This window comes from Bacillus paramobilis (assembly GCF_038096195.1).
Taxonomy (GTDB): domain Bacteria; phylum Bacillota; class Bacilli; order Bacillales; family Bacillaceae_G; genus Bacillus_A; species Bacillus_A mobilis.
The window spans coordinates 1,671,371-1,697,289 of record NZ_CP151108.1; the positions used below are offsets into that span (position 1 = coordinate 1,671,371).

The following is a 25,919-nucleotide window of genomic DNA, read 5'->3' on the forward strand; positions in this document are numbered from 1 at the left end:
AAAGAGATCTATAATGGTCTCTTTATTTTTGTATGAAATGATATACTTTCCAAATAAAAGAAAAGAAAATCATATAGCCAAATAAAGAATATGTATGATTCCAATCCACACTATGAATAAAGAAACCGAATCTTTCAGCAACCTGTTCAAAAATACTAGCACAAATACCTATTGAAATAATAAATACAATTCTAGAAACTGCAGATAATGTTTTTGAAATTTGTATGAAAATCGTTGTTAAAATCGGTAGTACAAACAAAGTAAAGCCAATGTTAACTGAAAATATGGATGAGAACGGTCTAACTGGAAAGGAATACATTTGTTTCGCAACGAAGAAAGCATCTAAGCAAGTTCCGATCATAGAAGAGAGTAAAATTGTAACGACTAATGCTAGAAACTCATTCTTCTTCTCGGAGGAGGACATTTTTCTTTGCGAGAATTGCGAGTTCAATTTTTTCGAGTGTTTTGCAGTAGTCTTCTGTAATTTGTCCATTTATATTTTCCTCCTTATCAACTAAGTAATTTACAACTTGCCAATCGGTAAACCAATCTTCACTGTCAACTTCCTCATGCTTCATATCTCGCCATGCATAGATGAGTGCAGGACTGTATATACGATAAGCGCCACTTCGCAACTGGCATTTCTTTATTCGGCGCTTATAAAACTCACGGGAAAAAGATTCATTTACACTTGAAAATAAATGGGGCCAGTAATCTTTCCTTGATCCTGTATGCGGATGGTGTTGGGCCCAGCTTATTATTTGAGATAAAACATGTGTATCTCGAAATAATAATGAATACAATCTTTTTCCAATTAATATTCGTTCATGTAAGGAAGTGAAATGTTTCATTGTATCACCAAATAGTAATACTTTTTGTTTTTTATCATTTTCGTAGAATGGGAAAAGGATATGATTAAACTGAAAGAAATCAAAGAGTTTAAATCCAATACTATTTAGTACAGTCTTTTTAAATTGTACATTTTGAATCACTCTTTTTTCTAAGTAGTTTTGTTCATTAATAATAGTTGCAATCGCCAATGTTTTTTTGTTGCCTGTTTTCCAAAAATCGTTCCACATCGTTTCCATAAATGTAGAAACATTTAGGTGAGGGAGAAGGTGAAATAACTTTAGTGATCTCTTTATACTTTGTTCGTAAAGTAAAAATTGAGGATATACATCTTGGAAAATAAGCCAATTCCCTCTTTCTAAAAAAGAAAAAAATATGAATTGATCTTTCTCTGATAAAATTCTCGTATATAAATCGCCCTTTAAATCAGTCATATTCCAACCACCGTTACGTGATACCATATGTCCAAGCAGTGCCCAATGTATTTCTGGATATTGAATGTAAAATTGATAGTATGCGCGTGTTCTTGTCACATTATTTTTATTTAGCTGTTCTGTTTGTATTTTTATTTTGTTGATGATGAGTTGCTCTTCTTTCGTTAATTTATACATGGTACCAGAAGGAATAAGCTTGCTTTTTTGTTTCAATTCATTTTTTATATCGAATAGTGAGAGAGGCAGGGCTTTGGAAGGTCCGTTATATGTATGATTTGAATTATTTCGGTCCATTCCGTTACCTCCCTTATTCATAAATTTAAACATGATTATTGGCTATGAGTCATTCTATTTATTTTATTACGAGTATAAGAAATAAATGAGCGGTGTTTTTTACAAGGTTTTAATTATCATACAAAAAGCATAAAAAATCTTACTGTTGTGAGGTGAAATGAAAAACAGAAACTATGTTTAATAGTTTCTGTTTTTTTATTTTGTCAATTAAATGTAACAAACGACGATTATGATTTAAATCAATTGAAAATAATTCAATAAATTTTTATAAATACAATTTTAATTGAAATGTGTAGTAGGAGGAAAAGAAATGCTAAATAAAATAATTTTAATTACTGGTGGTACAGGCTCGTGGGGACATGAACTTATAAAACAACTATTAGAAAAATCACCGAAAGAAATTAGGGTTTTTTCAAGAAATGAAACGGTTCAGTTTGAAATGCAGCAACAGTTTATAAATGATGATAGATTAAAATTTATTATTGGAGATATTCGTGATAAAGATCAACTAGCCTATGCTTGCCAAGGTGTACATTATGTATTCCATCTTGCAGCTTTAAAACATGTTCCAGTATGTGAGTATTATCCTTATGAAGCTATAAAAACTAATATACATGGTACACAAAATGTAATTGAAGCATCTATACAGATGCAAGTTGAGAAAGTTATATATGTTTCAACGGATAAAGCGGCCGATCCATCAAATACGTATGGGATGACAAAAGCAATTGGTGAGAAATTAATGGTTCATGCGAATATGCAAACGAAGAAAACAAAATTCATTTGTGTTCGTGGTGGAAATGTTTTAGGAACGAGTGGAAGTGTAGTACCACTTTTTAAACAACAAATTAAAAAATCTTCACAAGTAGGGATTACCGATGCCAATATGACTAGATTTTTCTTAACAGTTGAAGATGCTGTTGAATTGTTATTTAAAGCCGTATATCAAGGTAGAGGCGGGGAAATCTTTGTTATGAAAATGCCGGCATGTAAAATAACAGATTTAGCAGAAGTGTTAATTGAAAATTCGGAAAAAGAAAACATTAAGGTAAAAGAGGTAGGGATAAGACCGGGTGAAAAATTAAGTGAAATGCTTTTATCTGAGGTAGAGAGTAAAACAAGTATAAGTTTTGATCAAAATTATTTTGTGGTACTACCGACGATTTCTATAGAAGGACTTCAAGAATATTATTCTAGCTATCCGCTAGTGGATATGAAGAGTTTTAGTTCTCAACAAGACTTACTTACAAAACATGAGGTGAAACAAATGCTAGGAAAAGGAGGGTTTTTACGATGAAAAAAAATGCGAGCCTTTTAATAACTGGTGCAAATGGTTTCACAGGACGCCATGCTTGCCAATATTTTTTAGAGCAGGGCTTTCATGTAATTCCTATGTTTCAAAATCGTGCATATAGAGAAACAATTGGGAATGGTATTACTTGTAATTTAACTAATAAGAGCGAAGTAATGAAGGTAATGAAACGAATAAAGCCAGATTATGTATTGCATTTAGCAGGAAGGAATTCGGTCATAGAGTCTTGGACAGCTGCTCTTGAATATGTAGAGATTAATGTAATAGGGACATTATATTTATTAGAAGCAATTAAGCAAGAAGCACCTCACTGTAGAACGTTGGTTATAGGATCTGCTTTGCAAGCAGATAGTATGAACGAAATAAAAATTTCAAATCCATATAGTTTAAGTAAAACGATGCAAGTCATTATTGCAGAAGCGTGGAGTGAATTAATGAATTCAAATATTATCATTGCAAAGCCCTCGAATTTAATTGGTCCAGGAGTATCGAATGGTATTTGTTCTATTCTTGCAAAAAAAATGATAACGATAGAGTCGAATAAAAGTGAAGCAATTATTGAAGTAAACAGTTTGAAAGATAGTAGGGATTTTTTAGATGTACGTGATGCGGTTAAAGCGTATCATGTGTTATTACGCGATGGAACAAATGGAAAACAATATAATATTGGATCAGGGGTAAAACGGTCTTTATTAGATGTAATAGAACAATACAAAGAATTAACACAGCTGAATTTTTCCATAAAAGAAGCAGAGCATAGTGGGAGCGAATCAAATGAGAGTTTAGTAATAGAGGATATAAAAAGGTTAGGTTGGGTCCCAGAAATTCAATTTCATCAATCATTAAAAGATGTACTTGAGTATGCGAAGTGTAGTGAAATCTGTATTCAATGAAAAATAAAAAGGGTGTAAGAAATATATGAATGGCTATAAAACAATAGATAATCAAAATACGCTATTTCTTTTAATTGTTGATACGCTGGACTGGAAAGATGAGGAAGAGCATGTTTTGTGTATCTATGAGGCGATAAATAAATGTCTAGCCTATGTGGAAGGTAAAAAGGGTGATAGGAAAAGTCCAGTAATAGGTACAGGAACTAGGGCGGTAATTCAAGTCTTTGCTCAGTATGAATGTAGTGAGTATGGAAATGATTTTTATGATCTCGTTAAAGATTTTTTGCAAGATATAGGATTTGAGTTAAATGTTTATATAAATAATAGTAAGTTTACTTACATTTAATAGATAAGTATAAAACAAGATTTTTAATGATAAAGGTGGATATAAATTATGAATAAAAAGATTCTCTTTACTGGGGGCGGTACAGCCGGACACGTAATGATTAATATGGTATTGATTCCTAAATTTATGGAAAAAGGATGGGGAGTTGAGTATATTGGATCTCAAAATGGAATTGAAAAACTATTAGTTCAAAATGTGAAATACAATAGTATTTCAACGGGAAAGTTTAGGAGATATTGGGATTGGGAGAACTTTAAAGATCCTTTTAAAATAATAAAAGGTTGCATACAAAGTTATAAATTGATGAAACGAATAAAACCAGATGTTATTTTTTCGGCAGGAGGATTTGTTTCCGTTCCGGTAGTAATAGGAGCGTGGATGAATAAAGTACCCGTAATAATACGTGAACCAGATAGTACGTTAGGATTAGCAAATAAAATAGCATTACCTTTTACTACAAAACTATGCACAACATTTCCTCAGACAGGAGAAAATGTAAGTAATGAGAAGAAGGTTTATGTAGGACCAATTGTAAGGGAAGAAATTGAGAGGGGCAATGTATTACGGGGAAGAAGCTATTGTAAATTTCAGCAAGATAAACCGGTATTGTTAATTATGGGTGGGAGTCAAGGTGCTCAATGGATAAATGATATGGTAAGAGAAAGTTTGGAAACATTACTATTAAATTTTAATATTGTTCATATGTGCGGTAAAGGGAAGGTGGATTCATCTATTGGTATGGAAGGTTATATGCAATTTGAATATATAGGGGAAGAGTTGCCGCATATACTAAATATGGCGAGTGTTGTAGTTTCGAGAGCGGGTTCTACTGCTATTTCTGAATTGCTATTCTTGAAGAAACCAATGTTGCTTATCCCGCTAACTAACAGTTCCAGTAGGGGAGATCAAGTTTTAAATGCTGAATATTTTTCTCGGCAAGGATATGCAGAAGTTATACTCCAAGACAAAGTAAGTATGAATGTATTCATACATGCAGTAAATAAGTTGTATGCAAATAAGGAGAGATATATTCAAAACATGACTGGCTATACGAAAACAAATGATGAGGGGATTCATCAATTAATAGATATAATAAATGAAGTGGTGCAGTAATAGAAATTTAAATAGTAAAAAGGAAAGAAGGTATCTTCTTTCCTTTTTACTATAGTTGTTCAAATTCATTATTACTTATCCTGATTAGCTATGTATTATGGGTGAATCCCACTTTCTAATAGCTCAGTAAATGCATTAGTATGAATAGGTTTACTGTAATAGTAACCTTGAATAAACTGACATTTATTTTTTTGAAGGAAATTCACGTGTTCTTTCGTTTCTACCCCTTCAGCAATGACAGACATTCCTAATGTATTTGCTAATGTGATGATTGTTTTAATAATTTCCATTCCATCGTCACATGTTTCAGACATTGTAATAAATTCTCTTGGGATTTTTAACGTATCGATTGGATATAAAGGTAAGTAAGCTAGCGAAGAATAGCCTGTACCAAAGTCGTCGATTGAAATGTGAATCCCTAAACTTTTTAGTGTGCGCAATTTTATCAATGTTTCTCGTTCATCCATCATTGCAATTCGCTCTGTTAACTCAAGATCGAGAGAACTTGCTGGTAAACCTGTATTTGCTAAAGTAGAAGAAATAGACTTTACAAAATCCTCTTGTTCAAATTCTTTAGCAGATAAATTTACACCTATTTTTAAATGTGAATATCCGAGTGCATGCCAACGTTTCATTTGCTCGCAAGCTTGCTCTAATGTCCATTTTCCTATTGGAATAATTTGTAGTGTTTCTTCTGCAATCGGAATAAACTCGTATGGAGAAATAACGCCTAATTCAGGATGATTCCACCTGATTAAAGCCTCTGCACCAATAATTTTATTAGATTCACTATCAACTTGAGGTTGGTATAAAAGGAATAATTCTTCATTTTGTATTGCGTTTGGTAAATCTTTTTCTAATCGTAATCGTCTTTCAATTTTTTTAGCGATTACATCGTCATAAATAGAGACAGAGTTAAGCTCTTTTGCCTTTGCATTATACATTGCAACATTAGCGTTTTTCAGAAGTGTAGCGGTATCGATTCCGGAATGTGGATAAATTGCGATGCCGATACTTAGTGATAAAGTTAATGTATGCTCATGTATGACAAACGGCTTTTCCATGCATTCAAATAACCGGTTACATAATTGGAATAAGGAATCTTCGTCAGTATAGTTTTCAATTAAAATTGTAAATTCATCGCCACCGATTCTTGACAGATGAGTATGTGATGGAAGACAGGATTGGAATCGCTTTGCTACTTCTTCTAATATGTAATCTCCTGACGAATGTCCCAGTGTATCGTTAATTGCTTTAAAGCGATCTAAATCTAAATATAATAATGCGAACTCACTGTCTGTTGTTCTAGCATTTTTTATAACTCTTTTTAATTTCTTATGGAAAAAGGCACGGTTCCCAATTTTCGTTACAGTATCATGGAATGCTAAATATTTTATTTCTTCTTGCTGTTTTTTTAGTGCAGTAATATCTTTCACCATTATATAGCTTCCTGAAATTTGCCCGTCTATCATAATAGGGACGATGGTAACGTATAAAAAATAAGTAAAGCCATCTTTATATTGAGAACTGAGTTGTAAGGATGCCGATTCTTGTTGTTTCACTTTTTCTAATGCAGATGCTAGTTTATGTTTATCTTCATCTAAAATAATCGAAAAACAAGTTTCACCGAGTAACTCATTCGTTGGTGCTCCCAGTAACATACTTCCAGCTTTATTTACATTTAAGAAGATTCCATTCAAATCAATCGTAAAAATAGGATCAGGATGATATTCATATAGTGATTTGAATTTTTGTTGTTTCTGAGATAGAGCCTCTGATTTATAAACTAAATCAGAAGTTCGTAAAGTCACTTTTTCTTCTAGTTGAGCATTAAATGCCTGTAAACGTTTTGTTAGGGAATTGTTTTGCATACGTACAATAGAATGACGAATGAGTACGAAAATAAAAGTAATACAATTTCCTGTAATGAGAGTTGAAGATGCTGTTTGTTCTTTTAGTGTAAACCCGATTAGTATTGTAACGGCAAGATAGGGGAATACAACTAAAACTTTTTTTCCTAGTTTAGGGTGTACAATAAAGTAATTTTTAGTGCTATTATAATCATCTGAAATAGAACCAGCTATTGCAATAAGTAATATAGGTATTCTATATAAAAGACGTAATAATGTTATCGTTTCAGTTGATAAATGATTATTTAAGTAAAAATAAATATAGTTAAAAGTTGCAGAACTTATTAATACAAAAATAAAGATATAAATCTTCCGTTTGGAATTAAAAATTGTCGGACGGAAAAAGAGACTAACGCCTAGTAGAAGAAATAATAAATCTGCAATTGGGTATAGAAATGAAAGGAAAACATCTCCTAGTGAAAGAGAGAATATATTTAAATTTGGCTGATTAAATAAATACCACTCCAATGTGAATATGGAAGTAAGTACGATGCATATATCACAAATAAAGAACGCTTTTTCCCATTTATCGCATTCTTTTAAAATTTTATAACAGAAAGCGATAAGACAGAAAAATAAGAAAAACATGTAAAATACATCAGAAATAGTAAATCGATGTATTGGAATTTCGAAGAAGCTATCCTCATATGTGTATACTATTTTCCCTAATAAAAAGCTACCGATTGCTATTGTGATACATATCCAAAATGGATTTGAACTAACTTTTTTAGAATATATAGAGTAAATGAGCGATACAAATGTAATGGCTTCAACGATAAGTGAAGCGAAGCGTACATCCGAATTTGAAAAATGAGTAGGGAACAGATAAAAAAATATAAAATAGATTGAATAGCATATTAATGTTCCAATTAATATATATAGTTGTAAATTTTTATTTAATTTCAATAAAATCACCTTCTTTAATTATGCACTATATTCGTAATATCTATACATAATAATATTATTTAAGAATTGTATCAGATTTCCTTATAAAAATCATGTTTATAAGGAAAGTGTTAAAAAGTGTAATACTTCTTAAAATTAAAAAAGTGTTGTTTTTAATAATATGTACTTCATCAAGATTTTAAATGGGAATTGTATATTTAGTCATCCTTTGGATTCTATAGGTTTTTTAATATTTCGCAAGTGAATATGCATAATTGCATAAAGATAATACATTCAATTTTATATCAAATATTTTCATTATAAAGTATGAACTAAACTTTTGTATGTATTTATTCTCATACTAATGAGGGATTTCAAAAAGAGGTTACGTATATACAATAATACGTAAGCATGTATAAAATTTTTAGTATGGGAGGAAAAGCATGAAGAATTGGGTGAAATTTCGAATAGCACGTCCAACTGATCAGTTTGAAAAGGTTATAGAATTCTATGAAAAAGGAGTAGGCTTAAAACGTATAGGTGAATTCTACGATCATGAAGGCTATGATGGGGTCATGTTTGGACTCCCAGATGAAGAATATCATTTAGAATTTACGAGACATATAGAGGGGAGTCCATGTCCAGCTCCGACGAAAGATAATTTACTCGTATTTTATATGCGTGAAGATAGTGAAATGAAAAAGGTGAGTAAAAGGCTGTATGCATTGGGATATGATGAGGTCGAGCCTGAAAATCCATACTGGAAAGATAAGGGGATAACGATAGAGGATCCAGATGGTTGGAGAATTGTGTTGATGAAACTAGAGGAATAATGGGTAATGATGCTTGAAGTTCAAGTAGGACGAAATACGTAAAAGAGCTTTCTTTTGAGGGGATACACTCATGGAAGGCTTTTTTATTCGGAATCTGAAAAATAAAATTTGTAATTATATTCTGAAAAGTTGTAAAATAAGAACGTATATTCCTATTGGTTTAAGAGAAGAGTCTGTAAAGATAAATAGAAAAGTAGGGGGCTTTTTATGAAATGCCGGATTAAGGATACAGAAATATATTATGAAATCATTGGCGAAGGAAAACCAGTCATTATTATACATGGCTGTGCACCTGATCATAGGTTAATGCAGAGGTGCATGGAATCAGTATTCGAAAAATATAAAGGCTATCAAAGAATATATATTGATTTACCTGGCATGGGGAAATCGAATGCTCCAGATTGGATAAATAGTTCAGATCATATGTTAGAACTGTTACTTGCATGTATTGAAGAAATCATTCCAACGAAAAACTTTTTATTAGTAGGAGAGTCTTATGGGGGATATTTAGCTAGAGGTATACTCACAAAGCTGTTTGAAAGAGTTAATGGATTACTATTAGTATGCCCTGTTGTTGTAGCGGAGCAAGAAAATAGGATTATCCCTAATAAACAGATAATTGTACAAGATAAGGAGTTTTTAAATACACTAACTGCCACTGATAGAGAAGAATTTTGCGAGTTAGCAGTGGTCGCGAATGAATATACATATACGAGGTTTAAAGAGGAGATTAAGCCGGGACTAGATATTGCTAATTATGAATTTATTGAAAGGTTGCAAAAGAATTACTCTCTTACTATGAATTTTCATCATATGAAATATGAGAAACCCGTTCTTTTACTAGCTGGAAGACAAGATATCTCGGTAGGTTATCAAGACATTATAAGAATTATTGATGATTATCCAAGAGCGACATTAGCGATGTTAGATATGGCAGGGCATAATTTACAAATTGAACAACCTGAAGTATTCGAGTGTTTAGTAGGCGAGTGGATTAGACGAACAAATCAACAAAGTTTATAAAAGACGAATGAATATTTTCAAGGAGGAAGTATGAGTACCTATATCTATATGGTTAGACATGGTGAATCACCAAAATTAGAAGGAAATGAAAGAACACGCGGATTAACTGAAAAGGGAAGTTTAGATGCTCATAGAGTAACGGACATATTAAAAACAGAGGGAATCGATACTTTCATTTCAAGTCCGTATAAGAGGGCTGTGTTAACGATAGAAAAATCAGCCGATTTCTATGAAAAAGAAGTAGTAGTATATGAAAATCTCAAAGAGTGTATGTTTTTAAGTGAGGATAAGATTATATCAGATAAAGAGGTGTATCCACTTGTAAAGAATATGTTCTCTGATCCGGATTTTGCACTAACGGAAGGAGAGTCATATAAGGATTGTCAGAGACGGGTAGTGAAAGTGCTAAAGGAAATATTGATGGATTTTCAAGGGCAAAAAGTTGTAATTGGTACGCATGGGCTTGTAATGACTTTAATGATGAATTACTTTGATAATCAATACGGGTTTGAATTTCTTATACATGCTTCGAAGCCCGACATATATAAGTTGGAATTTAAGGATGAGCAATTAATGAATGTAGAAAGATTATGGATAGGAGATAGAAAGAATCTTTATCAACTGTTTTTAGAATCTTAAATCAATAAGTAATTATTCAGTTTCTGAATAATATTATTCGAAGTTGGTTTAAGTAAACAATTTTTAATATGACAAAATTCCAAACACTGGATTTATATTCAATTGGAGAAAAAGATGTAGAATTTTGTCTTACGGTCCCCGTTTACTTTTCATTTCATTACATATAGGCTTTGTGGTGTAAAGGAGAAAATCACCTTTACACAAAATTTATAAGGAGGACATTGTGATGAAAAAGATTAAAAAGTTTGCGGGAGTTGCTTTAGCGGGCACGATTGGATTAAGTGGACTACTGTTTTTAGAACCAAGTGTAAGTGCTGCAGAAACACAGCAGGTGAAAGAAGAAAATTTCAATGCAATTGATGTAACGATGAATCAAAGTGAATTTTATGTATTGAGTGGCAGAAGCATTGATGTTCTTTCTGGAGATAAAGAAGCAATTCAACTAAATAAATACACAATTCGTTTTAGTAAACCAGGGAAGTATGTCATTAAAGTAAATGGCTGTATTTATGACGATATATATACTTTTATTGTAAATGAGTAGTATATATTCTTAAATTGTGAGATGAAAAAAGAAACACCCTATTTGCGGTGAGAATCGTAAATAGGGTGAATTTATTTGGATTAAGCTGTACTTTAAATATGTTCACTAATGTTCTTTTTGCTATGTAAAGTATGTAAAAGTGTTTGAAACATCTTAAATGATTGTTGAAAGATTGGGCTTTGAATAAAGGTGTACAGAAAAGTTACGATGAAAACAGGACCTCCTAGCATAAATCCAATAACTAGTACAACACATTCTACTATAATTCTAGCACGGCTAATAGACAGTCCTGTTTTGTCGGAAATAGTAAGCATGAATCCATCGCGAGGTCCAGCACCAATCCCAGCCGCAACGTACATCCCTCCCCCAATACCTGTAATGGCAATACCGGATAATAAAATGAGTAAATTTATCCATAAAAAATCACTAGCGTTTGGAAGGATATTTGATTGTAAGAAAAAGTCCATAATGGGGCCGATAAGTAGTGCATTTAAAAATGTGCCCACATTTATATATTTTCGATCTACTAGTAAAGAAATGAGAACGAGACATAATCCACATATGACACTCCACGTACCAATGGTCCATCCAAACCTTTGGTAGAGAGCCATGTTTAAAACTTCCCAAGGATGTAAACCGAGAAATTTAACTTTGACTGCAAGAGCATTTCCAAGGCCGAAAAAAATTAATCCTAAGAAAAAAAGAAAATAGCGAAAGAGAGTTAGCCTCATCTTTAATACCTCCCATATTTTATAATTATGTATATTACATGTAAGAGCCTTAATGTACAAATATTACGACTTTTTAGTTGGTATTCATAATTTCTAAAATACAAATGAAATATATATTCACAGTCAAAAAAGTTAAAATATTTCGTTTTAAGGATTATAATAGAAAGAGAAACGTAAAAGGGAGTGAATGAGTTTGAAACAAGAACTTATTGAAAGATTTACGAGATATGTAAAGATTGATACACAATCAAATGAAGAAAGTCATACAGTACCAACAACACCTGGACAAATTGAGTTTGGAAAGATATTAGTGGAAGAGTTAAAAGAGATTGGCTTAACAGAAGTAACAATGGATGATAATGGGTATGTAATGGCAACACTTCCTGCTAATACGGATAAGGATGTTCCAGTAATCGGCTTTTTAGCACATTTAGATACGGCAACAGATTTTACAGGGAAAAACGTAAAACCACAAATTCATGAAAATTTTGATGGCAATGCAATTACGTTAAATGAAGAGCTAAATGTTGTGTTAACGCCAGAACAGTTTCCAGAATTACCATCATATAAAGGGCATACGATTATTACAACGGATGGTACGACACTTTTAGGAGCAGATGATAAAGCGGGTCTGACTGAAATTATGGTTGCAATGAACTATTTAATACATAATCCGCAAATTAAACATGGGAAAATAAGAGTAGCATTTACGCCGGATGAAGAAATTGGTCGTGGGCCAGCGCATTTTGATGTAGAAGCGTTTGGTGCATCATGTGCTTATACGATGGATGGAGGTCCATTAGGTGGTTTAGAGTATGAAAGCTTTAATGCTGCAGGTGCTAAGTTAACATTTAACGGAACGAATACACATCCTGGAACAGCGAAAAATAAAATGCGTAACGCAACTAAACTTGCTATGGAGTTTAATAGCTATTTACCGGTAGAAGAGGCGCCGGAATATACAGAGGGTTATGAAGGATTCTATCATTTACTTTCTTTAAATGGTGACGTTGAGCAAAGTAAAGCGTATTATATTATTCGAGATTTTGATCGTGAAAATTTTGAAGCGCGTAAACATAACGTTGAAAATATTGTGAAGCAAATGCAAGAGAAGTATGGACAAGATGCAGTCGTTTTAGAAATGAATGATCAATACTATAACATGCTTGAAAAAATTGAACCAGTGAGAGAAATTGTTGATATTGCATATGAGGCGATGAAAAGCTTAAATATCGAACCAAACATTCATCCGATTCGTGGTGGAACAGATGGATCACAATTATCGTATATGGGATTACCAACGCCGAATATTTTCACAGGTGGTGAAAACTATCACGGTAAATTTGAATATGTTTCGGTAGATACGATGGAAAAAGCTGTTCAAGTTATTGTGGAAATCGCAAGACGCTTCGAAGAACAAGCTTAAAAAAAACCAAGTAGTGCGGATGCGCTACTTGGTTTTTTAGTATAATACTCGCCACAAATAAAAAGTTGCGTAAGACTCCCAGTTGGTCCAATTTGCCGCAAAATCTTTTATTTCACGTTTAGTCGGTTTACTTTCAGAACCTGTTATATATTTAATTGCATTGTGCAAACCAACATCGTCAATTGGAAAAGCGGAAGGAAATCGTAAACAGCGCATTAAAACATAGTGGGCAGTCCACGGTCCTATACCATGTATAGCAGTTAATTGTTTTTCAGCTTGTTTCACGTCTTGTATTTGTAGTAAAGATTCTTTTGATAGTTTTCCTTCTGTAATAAGCTTTGCAATACCGATTAAATATTCACATTTTCTAGTCGTCATTTTTAAGTTTTTGAGATCCTCTACATGTAAATTGGCAATCGTTTCAGGAGAAGGGAATATCCAATGTTTTCTATCATTCCACTCTACATAACTTCCAAAGTGTTCGACTAATCTTCTTTTTAGTGTATAAGCATATGTGAGGTTTATTTGCTGACCGATAATTCCCCAGGAAAGTGCTTCAAATAAGTCTGGAATACCTAAAGTACGAAGACCATAATATTGTTCAATTGGTCTTTGAAGGAGTACATCATGTTTAGCTAATGTATAAAAGGGAGCTAAATCAGTAGTTAAATCAAACCACTCTTTCACATAGTGAGCGACAGCTTCGCATACCAATTCTTCAGATGTATATAATTCTTCTAAAAAACGTATTTGAATATTTCCATCCATATTCATACTAATTTCAACTAAAAGATTTACATCGTGAACAGGGATCACTTTATAAATTTTGTTATCTTCAATGTGGAACATACATTCATTGTTAGAACGCGATAGATAGCGTAAATTTTCTTGGAAACTAAATTCTGTTGGAACTACTAAAGTTAATGCGCTAGTATGTTCTGCTGTCATATGCATTTTACCTGCGACTTTTCTAATATAAGCAATTCTTTCTTCATTGCTAATCCACCTCTAAATCCGGTTAATTTACCATTCTTTCCAATAACACGATGGCAAGGAATCGTAATGAGAAGAGGGTTGGCAGCAATAGCAGTAGCAACAGCACGTACAGCCGTAGGCTTTTGCAGCCTTTCGGCAATTTCTGAATAAGAATATGTTTTTCCATACGGAATTTCACGTACCGTATTCCAAACAGATAATTGAAAATCAGTTCCGTAAGCATCGATAGGGAATGTAAAAGTTTCTCGTTTACTTTCTAAATACTCGGTAACTTCTTTTGCATATGATTGCAGATAATCTGGATTACAGGCCAATATATGTTGTGGCAATTTTTTTCTAGCCCATATATTTAGTTCTTCTAAATTTTCATCTTGTGATCCAATGAAGCATAGTCCATTTTCTGTTGCCGCAATATGAAACTGCCAATTCTTATGTGTAAGTAGCGTCCAATAAATAAATTTATTTTTGTTGGAATTCATTTTTGTATCCTTCTTTCATTTCGTTCTTTTTTCGATATTCAGTAGGAGTAAACCCGGTTTTCTTTTTAAATAAGGTTGCGAAATACTCTGGGTTTTCTATCCCGACAGCAGTACTAATTTCTTTAATGGATTGATTTGTTTGTAATAGTTGTTCTGCTGCTTTAACAATCCTGAACTGTAGTATATATTCTATTGGACTTATTCCTGTTGTTTTTTTGAAAGTGCGTTGTAAATGAAAGGGGCTACCATGGCACATTTCTGCAAGTATATCGAGAGTTAATAATTCGTTAAAGTTCTTTTCTATATAATCTTTAATTTGTTCTACCCATTCTTCATTAGGTAAAGTTAGTCCATTTGGCTTACAACGTTTGCACGGGCGAAAGTTTTCACTTAATGCTTGCTCTGCATGATGAAAAATTCGTACATTGTTTCTATTCGGTATTCTTGATTTGCATGACGGCCGGCAAAAGATTCCGGTTGATTTCACGGCATAAAAGAATTTGCTATCATAGGAAGAATCATTCTGAATAATTGCTTGCCAATGCTCATTTGTTAACGTAATTCCTTCATTGTGCAAAGAACATCACCTCTGAAATTAGTATAACCTGAATAAAGTGCGTATGTATGTATTCACAAATGTAAGAGCAAGATTACAAAGGTGAAAATATGATTGTTTTTCTATTTTGTGATAGCATGAAATTTGGAAATAAACATCAAGAGGAGGGCTATAAGTGAAGTTAATTTCATGGAATGTAAATGGTTTGCGAGCAGTTATCGCAAAGGGTGGATTTTTAGAATATCTCGAGGAATCAAATGCTGATATATTTTGTTTACAAGAGATTAAATTACAAGATGGACAAATTGATTTAAATCCAGAGGGATACTATACATACTGGAATTATGCTGTGAAAAAAGGCTATTCAGGAACGGCTATTTTTTCGAAACAAGAACCGCTTTCTGTTACATACGGTTTAGGCATCGAAGAGCATGATCAAGAAGGCCGAGTTATTACTGTAGAATTCGAAGGTTTTTATATGATAACGTTATATACACCAAATTCAAAACGTGGATTAGAACGATTAGATTACAGAATGAAATGGGAAGATGATTTCCGGGCGTATATAAAACGATTAGATGAAAAGAAACCAGTTATTTTTTGCGGTGATTTAAACGTTGCTCATAAAGAAATCGATTTGAAAAATCCAAAAAGTAATCGTAAAAATCCTGGATTCTCTGATGAGGAACGAGAGAAATTCACACGTATTTTAGAAGAAGGATTTATTGATACATATCGTTATCTGTATCCTGATCAGGAAGGCGCATACTCATGGTGGTCGTATCGTATGGGAGCGAGAGCGAAAAATATTGGATGGCGTTTAGATTATTTTGTTGTTTCTGAAAGAATGAAAGACAAAATAACAGAGGCGAAAATTAATAGTGAAGTAATGGGATCAGACCATTGCCCAGTTGAATTACACATAAATTTCTAAAAAAAGAAGTATCTCCCTGACATTAGGCGGATACTTCTTTTTTATTCAGTTTGTTAAAATTTTTCAAATCTTTCTTGAAATAATTGCATATTAAATATATACTTAGTAACGATAATCATTATCAATGAAAAGGGTTATCAATGGATGAGGTGTAAAAGAATTATAGTTTAGGGGAAGTGAACGAGAATGAGTTCTGGATAGAATTATTAATCTAATGAAATATATATGTAAGACAAGTTTCATATAGTTAAATTTTGTTGAGAATATAGTTTGAAAATTAGAGAGGAGATATATAAAGATGAACAAGAAGTTATTTACATTAGGGATGGTTACAGTATTAAGTGTAGGATTAGCAGCATGTAATAGCGCTGATAAAACTTCTGGGGAGCAAAAGCAACAGACAAAAGCTACGGAAACGAAAAAAGACGAAAAAAGAAAAATTACATATTTAGGTAAAGAATATACAGTACCAGCAAAAGTAGATAAAATTGCGACAGCTAGTTTAGAGTCAATGGAAGATGCAGCGGTACTTGGTATTAAGCCAGTCGGTGCCATTACTGTTGGTGGTAAATTACCGAAGTATCTTGAAAAAGATTTAGAAGGTGCAAAATCTGTTGGTGAGAAAATGGAACCAAATTTTGAAACATTACTACAATTAAAACCAGATGTTATTACATCAAGTACGAAATTCCCAGCAGAAACAGCTGAAAAGTTCACGAAAGTAGCTCCGACATTCCCAGTATCGCACGTGTCAACAAATTGGGAAGATAATTTAAAGTTAATGGGAGAATTAACTGGTAAAAAAGATAAAGCAGAAAAGATTATTAAAGATTACAATACGGATGCTGAAAAAGCAAAAGCAAAATTAGGAGATAAGTTAAAAGACAAAAAAGTACTTGTCATTAGACTAAGAGCAAACGACTTATTCCTATACCCAGAAGGAGTATACTTTAATCCTGTAATTTATAAAGATCTGGGACTAACTGCTCCAGAACAACTTAAAACGGTAAAAGCACAAGAAAAGATTTCTTTAGAAAAATTAGCTGAAGTTAATCCGGATTATATCTTCTTACAATACGAGGCTAGTGAAAATAATAAACCGAAAGTGTTAGAAGATATTGAAAAGAATCCAATTTGGCAAAGTATGAATGCTGCGAAAGAAAAGAAAGTATTTGTAAACGTTGTAGATCCAATGGCACAAGGTGGTACAGCTTGGAGTAAAACAGCATTCTTAAAAGAAGCAGTGAAAAATTTATCTAAATAATACAATAAGTAAGGTGCGTTGAATGATATGCAGAAAACGAATACGGTACCAGTAACCATTTTATGTATAGCACCCATATTGATTTTATTTACGGTTATACTTTCTATTTTATATGGTGCGAAAAACATTGATGCTGAAACAGTGTGGAATGCATTATTTCATTTTGATTCAAGCAATGTAAATCATAATATTATTATTACTTCACGTTTACCAAGGGTAGTTGCAGCTCTTTTAGTCGGAGCATTTCTAGCCATATCAGGAGCACTTATGCAGGGGATGACAAGAAACTATCTTGCATCCCCTTCTATTATGGGTGTGACGGATGGTGCAGCTTTTGTTATTACACTTTGTATGATTTTTCTTCCGGGAATGTCATCAATCGGTATGGTTTTATGTTCAATGATTGGTTCTGCATTAGGAGCAGGTATCGTGTTTGGTTTCGGTTCGCTCCTTCAAAATGGCTTATCGCCTGTTAGGTTAGCAATTATCGGAACAGTTATTGGAACATTTTTAAGTAGTGTATCTGCTGCGATGGCTTCGTATTTCCAAATTTCTCAAAATGTTAGTTTTTGGTTTAATGCAAAGTTAGATCAAGTGGACCCTAATGTAATTATAATCACGATACCTTTTGGGATAATTGGGATAGCTTTAGCATTAGTAATATCAAAATCTATTACAATTCTTTCTTTAGGAGAAGAGGTATCTATTAATCTAGGACAACGTACAAAACTAGTTAAAGGGATGGCGATTTTATCCGTTATTCTTTTAACAGGAACAGCAGTTGCATTAGTCGGGAAAGTAGGTTTTGTAGGTTTAATTATTCCGCACATTACTCGCTTTATAATTGGGGTAGATTATAAGTGGATCTTGCCATGTGCAGGTGTTATTGGTGGAGTGTTCTTAGCATTATGTGACGTTTTGAGTAGATTTGTAAACTATCCATTTGAAACACCAATTGGCGTCGTTACCTCCTTAATTGGAATTCCGTTCTTCCTTTATTTAATCCGTACAAGAGGGGGAGAGAGACATGCCTAAAAGTTCAAGTCAACGTTTCGGAATGACAATGGGGATTATTATATTTTTAATTTTTGGTGCTATTTATATTAGTTTAACGAACGGTACGTTTGATATTACGATTACGGATGTATTTAAAACACTTTTTAGAATTGATCCAGTACCAGAACATGATCTAGTTATCTTTGATTTTCGTCTTCCACGCATCGTAATTGCTGGATTAGTAGGATTAGGCCTAGGCGTTGCAGGTGCTGTTATTCAAGGGATTACGAGAAATGGATTGGCAGACCCAGGTATTTTAGGAGTAAATGCCGGAGCAGGAACAGCAATCGTCATCTTTATGTTTTTCTTTCAAGGACAATTAAAGAGCACAGACTGGGTTTCTATTATGATGATGCCAATCTTTGGTTTAGTCGGCGGATTAGGTGCAGCTATCATCATTTATCTGTTTTCATGGAAAAACGGTAAGCTAGATTCGCAACGTCTTTTATTAACAGGGATTGCAATTGGATCAGGATTTGGAGCATTTTCTATGTACTTATCACTCAAAATGAAGTCAACTGATTTCGAGATGGCTGCAGTTTGGGTGTCTGGAAGCATATATAGCGCAAACTGGAAGTATATTGTTGCTATGTTGCCGTGGCTTATCATATTAATTCCGCTTATACAAAAGAAAGCTTATTTATTAGATTTATTTCAATTGGAAGAAACGAGTATTACAAGTTTAGGTGTTTCAGTAGAAAGAGAGAAATCTATTTTACTACTAAGTAGTATCGGACTTGTGAGCGCATGTGTTGCTGTTTCAGGAAGTATTGGCTTCATTGGACTAATGGCACCGCATATAGCGAAAAGGCTAGTTGGTATTCAGCATAAATATATCATTCCTACGTGCGGAGTAATCGGAATGTTCCTTGTAATTGCTTCAGACTTTATTGCAAAAACAGTGTTCACACCTGTAGAGTTACCAGTTGGAATCGTTATTTCTATTGTCGGTGTACCGTATTTCTTATATTTACTTTATAAGGCGAAAGCGTAAGAGGAGGAATAAAAGTGAGTATTTTAAGTGCAAAAAATTTAGAAACGAGTTATGAAAAGCTTACAGTGTTTCGCGATTTAAATGTGGAAATACAAGAAGGAAAAGTAACGACAATTATAGGGCCAAACGGGTGCGGTAAATCGACATTGTTAAAAACAATGGGAAGAATTTTAAAGCAAAAGAGCGGTAAAGTCTATTTACAAGGACAGGATTTACATACAATTCCAACGAAAGAAATTGCAAAGCAGTTAGCTTTACTTCCGCAAACTCCAATTGCGCCAGGAGAGCTTAAAGTAGAAGAGTTAATTTCTTATGGACGCTATCCACATCGAAATAACGTAAATAAGTTAACTTCAAAAGATAAAGAAATGATTGATTGGGCATTAGAAATAACGAAAACTTCTGAATTTCGAACGAGACAAATTGCCAATTTATCAGGTGGTCAAAGGCAAAAGGTATGGCTAGCGATGGCTTTAGCACAAGAGACAGAAGTGTTACTACTAGATGAACCCACGACATATCTTGATATGTCTCATCAATTAGATGTATTACAAATTGTGGAGAAATTAAATAAAGAACATAATTGTACGGTTGTAATGGTACTACATGATATTAACCATGCAGCAAGGTTTTCAGATGAAATTATTGCAATGAAGGAAGGGGAAATCGTTACAACGGGTAACCCAGAAGAAATCATTACAAATGAAGTGTTAAAAGAAGTATTTCATATTGATGCGCGTGTCATGATTGATCCGTATAATGGGTCTCCTGTTTGTTTTGGATACGATAGCGTTGCACTTCAAGAAGAGAAAGTTGACATATATGTAACGAGTTAAAAAGGGGGGAGATATAAGATGAATACTACGATTGAAAAACAGCAGATTATAACATCTAATACAGAGCAGTGGAACATGTATTCAAAATTAGAAGGTAAGGAATATCAAATTCATATTTCAAAGCCAAAGCAGCCAGCACCAGAGTCAGGCTATCCTGTAATATACGTATTAGATGGGAATGCCTTTTTTCAAACATTCCATGAAGCGGTTAAAATACAATCAGTTAGAGCAGAAAAAACTTGTGTTTCACCAGCCATTATAGTAGGTATTGGTTATCGTATTGACGGGGCATTTTCAGGTGAAGAAAGATGCTATGATTTTACGCCTAGCGTAATTTCAAAAGATGCGCCTTTAAAACCGGATGGCAAACCGTGGCCTAAAACAGGAGGAGCACATAACTTCTTTACTTTTATAGAAAAAGAACTGAAGCCTCAAATCGAAAATGATTTTGAGATTGATAAAGGAAAACAAACGTTATTTGGGCATTCGCTAGGTGGTTTATTTGCTTTACATATACTATTTACAAACGTAAATGCTTTTCAAAATTATTTTATTAGTAGTCCATCTATTTGGTGGAATAACCAATCTGTGCTTGAAAAAGAAGAGAACCTTATAAGTGAATTAAACAGTGCTAAGTTTGAAACGGGAGTATTTCTTACAGTGGGGTCACTAGAACGAGAGCATATGGTTGTAGGGGCAAACGAATTGTCAGAGCGTCTTCTCCAAGTAAAACATGATCAGTTTAGATTTACGTTTTATGAGGCTGAAGGGGAGAATCATGCATCAGTTGTGCCGACTTCTTTAAGTAAAGGGTTAAGGTTTATTAGTCACGTATAGAAGAGGGGAAAAGGTAAGCAATTGCTTACCTTTTTTCATTATTGTTTAAAGGCAACGTATCCATCAATTAAAAAGCTACTGAAAAAGCGAGTGATGTGAGTAAAGCCACATTCCTCCATAATAGTTAGTAGATTTGTTTCGGAAATAGGAAATATTTCTGTTTCAAAAGAATTTTCAAATCGGTCCCAATCTTTTAATGGAATTTGATTTTGCATCATATGGTTGCGCCAAGCGTTTAATTGTGCAGAAAACATACTTGTATGGGGTATACCATTTATTGAAGAGAGAAAGAATGGAGCACCTGGCTTTAAGCGACTACTAATTTCATTAAGTAACTCTATTTTCTCCTTCATAGTTGGGATGAAGTGAAGAACAAGCATACAAGTAGCAGCGTCAAATAATGGATTGCTTAATAATGAATGAACAGTTCCATGTACAAAGTGAATTTGATTTTGCAAGTCTTCGTGTTCAATTCTTTTTTTAGCTAACTGTAGCATGCTTTGAGATGGATCCACACCTGTAAAAGATAAGTTGCTATTTTGTTTGCCTATTGAGAGAATTTCTTGTCCACCACCAGCACCTATAACTAGTAAATTTGGATTCATGTTTTCTTTAGGGAGTGTCGTAAATAAAAAATGGTTCACCATTTCATAAAGGGTAAAATATCCAGGGATTTTTAACGGAATTGTTCGTTCATATGTATGTACAGTATGATCATTCCAGCTCATTTTTTAGCCTCCTCTTTTACAATAAAGTTTCACTTTATTATGAAATAAAATGGTTAGAGGAAACAATCCCATAAATCTGGGGGGAAATCAAGATGATTTATGAACAGGCAACGAAAGAAATAACAGTGTTGATGAAAAGTGAGAGATCAATTAGACAATTTCAAAAAGAGTTTTTAAATATATTAAAAAAGGTAATTCCTTTTGATGCGTCCTGTTTTGCCGCTATAGACCCACGCACATTTTTAACAACCGGGGCATATACAGATCGAAGAATTGAACAACTGCATTCGCAGTTATTTATGAATGAATTTTTAGAAGGTGATTACAACAAATTTAAAGATTTAGCATCAAAGGCCCCTCATGTTGGTGCGATACGTATTGTCACAAATGATAATCCGATAAAAAGTACTAGGTATCGAAATATTTTAAAACCAGCCGGTTTTATAGATGAAGTAAGAGTGGTTTGTATGAGTAAAGGAAAATGTTTTGGACACTTAAGTCTGTTTCGAGATAATACAAAAGTACCTTTTCAGCATGATGAATGTAAGTATTTATCGAAGGTGGGTTTATTGGCAGGAGATACTTTAAGAACATCCTTTATAATCCGGTCAGAAGAACAAGTAAAAGTAGTAGGAAGGGGCATGATTGTATTAAATGAAAATCTTAGACTAAATTATTGGGATGAAACAGGGTACATATGGTTATCAAACTTTAGAAAATATGAGCAATTGAATGAAGATGACATTCCGAGGCCGATACGGGCAGTTTGTTCGAAAGTAAAAGCGTATGAAACTAATAAAGAAGCAACAGTCTGTATAAGTTTAACGTGTGGGCAATTTTTGGTTATTCGTGCGAGCAGGCTAGAAGGTTACAGTAGTTGTCATACAGGATATAGGGTTTTGTTCGAAAGTGCACGGCCAGAAGAAGTTTTTCCTCTTCTTGCAGATTCTTATAGTTTGTCTCAAAGAGAGAAAGAAGTGATAGTAGAAATTGTTAGAGGGATGTCAACAAAAGAAGTGGCAAAAGAATTGTGTATTTCTACGTATACAGTTCAGGATCATTTCAAGTCAATTTTTGAAAAGGTCGGAGTATGCAGTAGAAACGAGCTTATATGGGAGCTCTTTACAAAGTTTTATTTTTCTCCGGAGGAATATTAAAAGAAAACCGGTTTGATTTATCCGGTATTAACAATCGGTAAGCTCATAAGATTGATAGCTGCGGGTTAATAATCAGTGGGATTTTTAATATAAACGAGAAACATTCAAATAAACATTTGAATGTTTCTCGTTTATAAGGTATGCTACATACATAATCAAATATGTATTTGAATAAGAGGTGTTACATATGAAGGAAGAGCATTGTGAACTTTGCTATCATGATGAGCAAAAAGTAAAACATGCAAGTGACATGCTAGAGAAAGAAAATATAAGTAGTGTAGCGCAAATGTTTAAGGCACTTGCAGATGAAACGCGTTTGAAAATTGCTTATGCGTTGTATACAGAAAAAGAGCTTTGTGTACGTGATGTCGCAAGTATTATTCATAGTAGTATTGCAACAGCTTCACATCACTTAAGACTATTACAAACGATAGGATTAGCGAAAAAGCGTAAAGAGGGGAAACTTGTTTTTTATTCATTAGATGACTCTCACGTAAATGGATTAATTGAATTAGCGTTTAGTCATAGTATTGAAATGAAGAATAAAGAAGTTGATATGTAATTATGCATTTTCATAAAGAAGTATCTTTATGAAAATGCAACTTTAAAAGGAGAGGAGATAATAAGTATGGTAAAGCTAGTTTTAATACGACACGGACAAAGTGAATGGAATGTTGAAAATAGGTTTACAGGTTGGACGGATGTTGATTTATCTAGTAAAGGTTTGCAAGAAGCAAGAGAAGCCGGAGTAATGCTGAAAGCTAATGGTTTCTCATTTGATATAGCATATACATCTGTTTTGAGAAGAGCGATGCATACTTTATGGATTACTCTCGAAGAAATGGATTTGATGTGGCTACCTGTTCATAAAACATGGAAATTAAATGAGCGACATTACGGTGCGCTTCAAGGATTAAATAAGGAAGAAACAACGAGAAAATATGGCGATGAGCAAGTAACTTTATGGAGACGTTCAACAAATGTACGCCCACCAGCACTTACAAAAGATGACGAAAGATATGAAGCAGCACATCCGAAATATAGAGAGGTAAAAGAGTATGAGTTTCCTCTTACAGAAGATTTAGAAGATACGAAGAAACGAGTTGTTTCATATTGGAATGAAGAGATAGCTCCTAATGTAAGAGCTGGTAAACAAGTAATTATAGCAGCCCATGGCAATACAATACGTGCTTTAGTAAAATATTTAGATCAAATTTCAGATGAAGATATAGAAAATGTAAATATTCCAACAGGAACACCATTGGTTTATGAATTGGATCAAGATTTAAAACCGGTATGCCATTATTATCTAAATAGGGAAATAGAAACTTTAGAAGAAAAACTGGTGTAAAATAAACGATTTGATATACCCTACCTATGTATTGTATATGAAAAAACGGAGGTGAGTTAAATTGTTACATTATACGGTTGTAAATAAAAAGAATTGTGAGGCATGTGGACTATGTACTTCTATAGCACCTGATATATATCAATTAGACGGAAGAGGAAAATCATTTGGTGTATTAGATAACAACCAAGGAAGAATGGGTATTCCAAAAACTTTCTTGCAAGCAATGTTGGCGGCAAGTGACGGCTGTCCAACAAGTTCGATTCAGATAAGAAAAGAGCCATTTGTAAATAAGGTAAAAATTTAATAGTGGAATTATGAAAGACAAAACAAAATTAAAAGGAGGCATTTATATGGGACATCATCACGGTCACCAACATCATGGGCATGCTCACGGGCATTCCCATGGACATCATCATTTTGAGGAAAGTAGGGAAGGGAATAGAAAAGGATTAATTACAGCTTTAGTCATTACAGCAACTATTATGTTTCTTGAATTTTTTGGAGGACTAGTTACAAATAGTTTAGCTTTATTATCAGATTCAGGACATATGTTAAGTGATACAAGCTCATTATTATTAAGTTTAATTGCAATCGGGCTTGCCGCTAGAACAGTTACTTCTACAAAAACGTATGGATATTATCGTTTTGAAATTTTAGCGGCACTAATTAATGGTATTACGTTATTTGTTGTAGCGGGGCTTATCGTATGGGAAGCAATTGGTCGTTTTTTTGAACCACCAACTGTAGCAAGTGGTCCAATGATGTTAATCGCATCAATTGGTTTACTAGCAAATTTAATCAGTGCATGGGCACTCATGAGACAAGGTGACGTGAAAAATAATGTGAATTTACGTAGCGCATATTTACATGTTCTTGGGGATGCTTTAGGGTCAGTGGGAGCATTAGTAGCTGGTGCACTTATGTCGTTATTCTCATGGTATATTGCAGATCCAATTATCTCGGTAGTTGTAGCTTTATTAATTTTAAAGAGCGCATGGGGAGTAACAAAACATTCTATTCATATACTTATGGAGGGTACACCAGTTGCAATTGAACTAGAGAAAGTGAAGCAAGCGATTAAAGGAATAGAAGGTGTACGTGATTTACATGATCTTCATGTTTGGACAATTACATCTGGATTAGATGCATTAAGCGTCCATGTAATGATTGATAAAAAGCATGATGATCAAGAAGTACTTCAAAATATTATCGATATGTTAAAGCAAGAGTTCCATATTGAACATGCTACTATTCAAATTGAAACACTTAACATTAAACATAATGAAATGATTGTCTAATAAAATGCAAACAAAAGGCTATGGGGAAGTTCTCCATAGCCTTTTGTTTGCTCAAGTAGAATTGTCCTTTTTGAACGTTTTGTTTCAACTTTTCGTCTAAAGAGACAAAAAGTTGTCACAATTCGGTCACAATTAGCATAAACATAAAATAGACGAAATGAACTTATTTCCAAAAAGGCTTGATTCATTCCATTCATGATT

Annotated in this window: 28 protein-coding genes; 20 read left to right on the plus strand and 8 right to left on the minus strand. The window is 33.5% G+C overall.

All coding sequences use genetic code 11. From position 1 onward, the window contains the following. Positions 1-22 precede the first annotated feature (22 nt). Both AABL52_RS08740 and AABL52_RS08745 read right to left on the minus strand, forming a co-directional pair. The gene (locus tag AABL52_RS08740) at positions 23-424 is read right to left on the minus strand and encodes a CBO0543 family protein (protein WP_000098931.1); all 402 of its coding nucleotides are present in this window, start codon (positions 422-424) and stop codon (positions 23-25) included. Then, positions 399-1,577: a DUF2515 domain-containing protein gene (locus AABL52_RS08745; RefSeq protein WP_341519174.1), complete on the minus strand. Its 1,179-nt coding sequence runs from the start codon at positions 1,575-1,577 to the stop codon at positions 399-401. Before AABL52_RS08745 ends, AABL52_RS08740 begins: the two co-directional genes overlap by 26 nt. A 310-nt stretch (positions 1,578-1,887) precedes the next feature. Between AABL52_RS08745 and AABL52_RS08750 the strand changes: the two genes are divergently transcribed. The 4 genes from AABL52_RS08750 to AABL52_RS08765 are packed head-to-tail and all read left to right on the plus strand — an operon-like array spanning position 1,888 to position 5,241. Continuing rightward, positions 1,888-2,874, plus strand: a complete 987-nt coding sequence (locus tag AABL52_RS08750; RefSeq protein ID WP_341519175.1) for a UDP-N-acetylglucosamine 4,6-dehydratase family protein — start codon at positions 1,888-1,890, stop codon at positions 2,872-2,874. Then, a complete protein-coding gene (locus tag AABL52_RS08755; RefSeq protein ID WP_000739096.1) occupies positions 2,871-3,782 on the plus strand; it encodes an NAD-dependent epimerase/dehydratase family protein in 912 nt (303 codons plus the stop codon). The genes AABL52_RS08750 and AABL52_RS08755 overlap by 4 nt, the downstream gene beginning before the upstream one ends. Positions 3,783-3,807: 25 nt before the next feature. Beyond that, on the plus strand, positions 3,808-4,128 hold the full coding sequence (locus AABL52_RS08760) for a DUF6572 domain-containing protein (RefSeq protein ID WP_061678155.1): 321 nt from the start codon (positions 3,808-3,810) through the stop codon (positions 4,126-4,128). A gap of 48 nt (positions 4,129-4,176) precedes the next feature. Then, positions 4,177-5,241 (plus strand): undecaprenyldiphospho-muramoylpentapeptide beta-N-acetylglucosaminyltransferase, encoded by a 1,065-nt coding sequence (locus tag AABL52_RS08765; RefSeq protein WP_001035070.1) that lies wholly within the window; start codon positions 4,177-4,179, stop codon positions 5,239-5,241. A 95-nt stretch (positions 5,242-5,336) separates the two neighbouring features. Here the strand turns inward: AABL52_RS08765 and AABL52_RS08770 are convergent, their stop codons facing one another. Further along, on the minus strand, positions 5,337-8,057 hold the full coding sequence (locus AABL52_RS08770; RefSeq protein ID WP_341519176.1) for an EAL domain-containing protein: 2,721 nt from the start codon (positions 8,055-8,057) through the stop codon (positions 5,337-5,339). 422 nt (positions 8,058-8,479) lie between these two features. On the opposite strand from AABL52_RS08770, the gene AABL52_RS08775 reads away from it, so the two are divergent. The 4 genes from AABL52_RS08775 (at position 8,480) to AABL52_RS08790 (ending at position 11,075) form a co-directional block, all read left to right on the plus strand. Then, the gene (locus AABL52_RS08775) at positions 8,480-8,869 is read left to right on the plus strand and encodes a VOC family protein (protein WP_061678152.1); all 390 of its coding nucleotides are present in this window, start codon (positions 8,480-8,482) and stop codon (positions 8,867-8,869) included. 207 nt (positions 8,870-9,076) lie between these two features. Continuing rightward, positions 9,077-9,892: an alpha/beta fold hydrolase gene (locus AABL52_RS08780; protein ID WP_000650121.1), complete on the plus strand. Its 816-nt coding sequence runs from the start codon at positions 9,077-9,079 to the stop codon at positions 9,890-9,892. 30 nt (positions 9,893-9,922) lie between these two features. Next, positions 9,923-10,531 (plus strand): histidine phosphatase family protein, encoded by a 609-nt coding sequence (locus tag AABL52_RS08785; RefSeq protein ID WP_144564856.1) that lies wholly within the window; start codon positions 9,923-9,925, stop codon positions 10,529-10,531. Positions 10,532-10,757: 226 nt separating this feature from the next. After that, positions 10,758-11,075: a hypothetical protein gene (locus AABL52_RS08790; RefSeq protein ID WP_097844249.1), complete on the plus strand. Its 318-nt coding sequence runs from the start codon at positions 10,758-10,760 to the stop codon at positions 11,073-11,075. Positions 11,076-11,167: 92 nt separating this feature from the next. Here the strand turns inward: AABL52_RS08790 and AABL52_RS08795 are convergent, their stop codons facing one another. Beyond that, positions 11,168-11,806 (minus strand): YczE/YyaS/YitT family protein, encoded by a 639-nt coding sequence (locus AABL52_RS08795; protein WP_097816806.1) that lies wholly within the window; start codon positions 11,804-11,806, stop codon positions 11,168-11,170. A 193-nt stretch (positions 11,807-11,999) separates the two neighbouring features. On the opposite strand from AABL52_RS08795, the gene pepT reads away from it, so the two are divergent. Next, on the plus strand, positions 12,000-13,232 hold the full coding sequence (gene pepT / locus AABL52_RS08800; protein WP_000806997.1) for a peptidase T: 1,233 nt from the start codon (positions 12,000-12,002) through the stop codon (positions 13,230-13,232). Positions 13,233-13,268: 36 nt separating this feature from the next. Here pepT and AABL52_RS08805 read toward each other — a convergent pair whose 3' ends face one another. The 3 genes from AABL52_RS08805 to AABL52_RS08815 are packed head-to-tail and all read right to left on the minus strand — an operon-like array spanning position 13,269 to position 15,284. Continuing rightward, positions 13,269-14,180 carry a DNA-3-methyladenine glycosylase family protein gene (locus AABL52_RS08805; protein WP_000123145.1) on the minus strand — a complete coding sequence of 304 codons (912 nt, stop codon included), beginning with the start codon at positions 14,178-14,180 and terminating at the stop codon, positions 13,269-13,271. Next, on the minus strand, positions 14,177-14,707 hold the full coding sequence (locus AABL52_RS08810) for a methylated-DNA--[protein]-cysteine S-methyltransferase (RefSeq protein WP_341519177.1): 531 nt from the start codon (positions 14,705-14,707) through the stop codon (positions 14,177-14,179). Before AABL52_RS08810 ends, AABL52_RS08805 begins: the two co-directional genes overlap by 4 nt. Beyond that, a complete protein-coding gene (locus AABL52_RS08815) occupies positions 14,688-15,284 on the minus strand; it encodes an Ada metal-binding domain-containing protein (RefSeq protein WP_144564847.1) in 597 nt (198 codons plus the stop codon). Before AABL52_RS08815 ends, AABL52_RS08810 begins: the two co-directional genes overlap by 20 nt. Before the next feature lie 154 nt (positions 15,285-15,438). Here AABL52_RS08815 and AABL52_RS08820 point away from each other — a divergent pair, with 154 nt between their 5' ends. From AABL52_RS08820 to AABL52_RS08845, 6 genes are all read left to right on the plus strand, one after another. Next, entirely contained in the window at positions 15,439-16,197 is a 759-nt protein-coding gene (locus tag AABL52_RS08820; protein ID WP_000767604.1) for an exodeoxyribonuclease III, read from the plus strand. A 298-nt stretch (positions 16,198-16,495) separates the two neighbouring features. After that, entirely contained in the window at positions 16,496-17,461 is a 966-nt protein-coding gene (locus AABL52_RS08825; protein ID WP_061678142.1) for an iron-hydroxamate ABC transporter substrate-binding protein, read from the plus strand. A 27-nt stretch (positions 17,462-17,488) separates the two neighbouring features. Continuing rightward, positions 17,489-18,496, plus strand: coding sequence for a FecCD family ABC transporter permease (locus tag AABL52_RS08830; RefSeq protein WP_098238553.1), 1,008 nt, complete (start codon positions 17,489-17,491; stop codon positions 18,494-18,496). Continuing rightward, positions 18,489-19,511 (plus strand): FecCD family ABC transporter permease, encoded by a 1,023-nt coding sequence (locus tag AABL52_RS08835; protein ID WP_341519178.1) that lies wholly within the window; start codon positions 18,489-18,491, stop codon positions 19,509-19,511. The genes AABL52_RS08830 and AABL52_RS08835 overlap by 8 nt, the downstream gene beginning before the upstream one ends. Before the next feature lie 14 nt (positions 19,512-19,525). Beyond that, positions 19,526-20,347 (plus strand): ABC transporter ATP-binding protein, encoded by an 822-nt coding sequence (locus tag AABL52_RS08840; protein ID WP_341519179.1) that lies wholly within the window; start codon positions 19,526-19,528, stop codon positions 20,345-20,347. A gap of 18 nt (positions 20,348-20,365) precedes the next feature. After that, complete coding sequence (locus AABL52_RS08845; protein ID WP_341519180.1) at positions 20,366-21,184, plus strand: alpha/beta hydrolase; 819 nt, start codon at positions 20,366-20,368, stop codon at positions 21,182-21,184. A gap of 38 nt (positions 21,185-21,222) precedes the next feature. On the opposite strand, the gene AABL52_RS08850 is transcribed toward AABL52_RS08845, so the two are convergent. Beyond that, positions 21,223-21,912, minus strand: coding sequence for a class I SAM-dependent methyltransferase (locus AABL52_RS08850; protein WP_341519181.1), 690 nt, complete (start codon positions 21,910-21,912; stop codon positions 21,223-21,225). Between the two features lie 92 nt (positions 21,913-22,004). Between AABL52_RS08850 and AABL52_RS08855 the strand changes: the two genes are divergently transcribed. From AABL52_RS08855 to AABL52_RS08875, 5 genes are all read left to right on the plus strand, one after another. After that, positions 22,005-23,069, plus strand: coding sequence for a helix-turn-helix transcriptional regulator (locus tag AABL52_RS08855; protein WP_341519182.1), 1,065 nt, complete (start codon positions 22,005-22,007; stop codon positions 23,067-23,069). A gap of 187 nt (positions 23,070-23,256) precedes the next feature. Next, positions 23,257-23,631 carry an ArsR/SmtB family transcription factor gene (locus tag AABL52_RS08860; protein WP_341519183.1) on the plus strand — a complete coding sequence of 125 codons (375 nt, stop codon included), beginning with the start codon at positions 23,257-23,259 and terminating at the stop codon, positions 23,629-23,631. 66 nt (positions 23,632-23,697) lie between these two features. After that, positions 23,698-24,420 (plus strand): 2,3-diphosphoglycerate-dependent phosphoglycerate mutase, encoded by a 723-nt coding sequence (gene gpmA, locus AABL52_RS08865; RefSeq protein WP_341519184.1) that lies wholly within the window; start codon positions 23,698-23,700, stop codon positions 24,418-24,420. A gap of 61 nt (positions 24,421-24,481) precedes the next feature. Further along, complete coding sequence (locus AABL52_RS08870; RefSeq protein ID WP_242250744.1) at positions 24,482-24,724, plus strand: ferredoxin; 243 nt, start codon at positions 24,482-24,484, stop codon at positions 24,722-24,724. Between the two features lie 46 nt (positions 24,725-24,770). Continuing rightward, complete coding sequence (locus AABL52_RS08875) at positions 24,771-25,718, plus strand: cation diffusion facilitator family transporter (protein ID WP_341519185.1); 948 nt, start codon at positions 24,771-24,773, stop codon at positions 25,716-25,718. The last annotated feature ends 201 nt before the right edge of the window (positions 25,719-25,919 follow it).

What these genes read in the sequence shown, in the direction of transcription:
- AABL52_RS08740 (WP_000098931.1), bottom strand. Translation starts at nt 424, where the DNA reads ATGTCCTCCTCCGAGAAGAAGAATGAGTTTCTAGCATTAGTCGTTACA.
- AABL52_RS08745 (WP_341519174.1), bottom strand. Translation starts at nt 1,577, where the DNA reads ATGGACCGAAATAATTCAAATCATACATATAACGGACCTTCCAAAGCC.
- AABL52_RS08750 (WP_341519175.1), top strand. Translation starts at nt 1,888, where the DNA reads ATGCTAAATAAAATAATTTTAATTACTGGTGGTACAGGCTCGTGGGGA.
- AABL52_RS08755 (WP_000739096.1), top strand. Translation starts at nt 2,871, where the DNA reads ATGAAAAAAAATGCGAGCCTTTTAATAACTGGTGCAAATGGTTTCACA.
- AABL52_RS08760 (WP_061678155.1), top strand. Translation starts at nt 3,808, where the DNA reads ATGAATGGCTATAAAACAATAGATAATCAAAATACGCTATTTCTTTTA.
- AABL52_RS08765 (WP_001035070.1), top strand. Translation starts at nt 4,177, where the DNA reads ATGAATAAAAAGATTCTCTTTACTGGGGGCGGTACAGCCGGACACGTA.
- AABL52_RS08775 (WP_061678152.1), top strand. Translation starts at nt 8,480, where the DNA reads ATGAAGAATTGGGTGAAATTTCGAATAGCACGTCCAACTGATCAGTTT.
- AABL52_RS08780 (WP_000650121.1), top strand. Translation starts at nt 9,077, where the DNA reads ATGAAATGCCGGATTAAGGATACAGAAATATATTATGAAATCATTGGC.
- AABL52_RS08785 (WP_144564856.1), top strand. Translation starts at nt 9,923, where the DNA reads ATGAGTACCTATATCTATATGGTTAGACATGGTGAATCACCAAAATTA.
- AABL52_RS08790 (WP_097844249.1), top strand. Translation starts at nt 10,758, where the DNA reads ATGAAAAAGATTAAAAAGTTTGCGGGAGTTGCTTTAGCGGGCACGATT.
- AABL52_RS08795 (WP_097816806.1), bottom strand. Translation starts at nt 11,806, where the DNA reads ATGAGGCTAACTCTCTTTCGCTATTTTCTTTTTTTCTTAGGATTAATT.
- AABL52_RS08805 (WP_000123145.1), bottom strand. Translation starts at nt 14,180, where the DNA reads ATGACAGCAGAACATACTAGCGCATTAACTTTAGTAGTTCCAACAGAA.
- AABL52_RS08810 (WP_341519177.1), bottom strand. Translation starts at nt 14,707, where the DNA reads ATGAATTCCAACAAAAATAAATTTATTTATTGGACGCTACTTACACAT.
- AABL52_RS08825 (WP_061678142.1), top strand. Translation starts at nt 16,496, where the DNA reads ATGAACAAGAAGTTATTTACATTAGGGATGGTTACAGTATTAAGTGTA.
- AABL52_RS08830 (WP_098238553.1), top strand. Translation starts at nt 17,489, where the DNA reads ATGCAGAAAACGAATACGGTACCAGTAACCATTTTATGTATAGCACCC.
- AABL52_RS08835 (WP_341519178.1), top strand. Translation starts at nt 18,489, where the DNA reads ATGCCTAAAAGTTCAAGTCAACGTTTCGGAATGACAATGGGGATTATT.
- AABL52_RS08845 (WP_341519180.1), top strand. Translation starts at nt 20,366, where the DNA reads ATGAATACTACGATTGAAAAACAGCAGATTATAACATCTAATACAGAG.
- AABL52_RS08850 (WP_341519181.1), bottom strand. Translation starts at nt 21,912, where the DNA reads ATGAGCTGGAATGATCATACTGTACATACATATGAACGAACAATTCCG.
- AABL52_RS08855 (WP_341519182.1), top strand. Translation starts at nt 22,005, where the DNA reads ATGATTTATGAACAGGCAACGAAAGAAATAACAGTGTTGATGAAAAGT.
- AABL52_RS08860 (WP_341519183.1), top strand. Translation starts at nt 23,257, where the DNA reads ATGAAGGAAGAGCATTGTGAACTTTGCTATCATGATGAGCAAAAAGTA.
- gpmA (WP_341519184.1), top strand. Translation starts at nt 23,698, where the DNA reads ATGGTAAAGCTAGTTTTAATACGACACGGACAAAGTGAATGGAATGTT.
- AABL52_RS08875 (WP_341519185.1), top strand. Translation starts at nt 24,771, where the DNA reads ATGGGACATCATCACGGTCACCAACATCATGGGCATGCTCACGGGCAT.